Below are 703 nucleotides of genomic sequence, written 5' to 3'. Positions count from 1 at the left end.
AACCACTGTCGGGCTTAAACCCCACGCCCCCCCGCGGTGGGGGCGGGGGGGGTTGGCGCTTCTATTACCCCCCCTACCGTGCTGGATCATGATGGCAGCCGTCGCGCCCTGGGCGTAGACATGCACCAGGCCGTCGCGAATGCCGCTGCGCGAAACGACGGCGCGCACCGCGTCGGTGATGTCCACCAAGACCTGGGCTTGCGTGGTCGCCAGCCGGATCGTCTCGCGCATGGGGCTTTGGCTCCTGTTGGGGCGGTGAGCGAGGGTGTCTTCGGACAGCATTGTCGCATGTCACAGCGCGGACATGGCCTCGTCACGCGTACCATGGCCGCTATCAACGACCGCCGCTCAGGGACCCCATGGCAAAACCCACCTACCTGATCCGACACCTCGGCCCCACCGTGCTTGCCGCCGACCCCGAGCCGCTGGAAGCCGACGCCGACCCGCTTGCCACGCTGCCCCTGCTCGGCACCGTCAGGGCCGGCCAGCCCATCGAGGCCGTCGAGGACCCCGAGACCATCGACATCCCCGAAGACCTCGCGCGCCGCGCCGACTACGCGCTGCGGGTGCGCGGCGACTCGATGACCGAGGACGGCATCGAGGATGGCGACCTCATCCTGGTCGCCCAGCGCCCGCGCGCCGAGAACGGCGCCACCGTGGTCGCGCTGATCAATGGCGGGGAGGTGACCCTGAAACGGCTCTA

General features: G+C 69.4%; 2 protein-coding genes. One reads left to right on the top strand and one right to left on the bottom strand.

Annotated features, from left to right (window positions below):
* On the bottom strand, window positions 1–231 hold a 231-nt coding region (locus F2Q65_RS19315; RefSeq protein ID WP_211354124.1), incomplete at its 3' end, for a YjbQ family protein.
* 128 nt (window positions 232–359) lie between these two features.
* Between F2Q65_RS19315 and F2Q65_RS19310 the strand changes: the two genes are divergently transcribed.
* Window positions 360–703: LexA family protein (locus F2Q65_RS19310; protein ID WP_150095021.1), on the top strand; the 344-nt coding region annotated here is incomplete at its 3' end.

This window comes from Thiohalocapsa marina, from assembly GCF_008632335.1.
GTDB lineage: Bacteria > Pseudomonadota > Gammaproteobacteria > Chromatiales > Chromatiaceae > Thiohalocapsa > Thiohalocapsa marina.
Note: the sequence above shows the minus strand (reverse complement) of the source record. Positions and strands in the feature narration are given on the sequence as shown.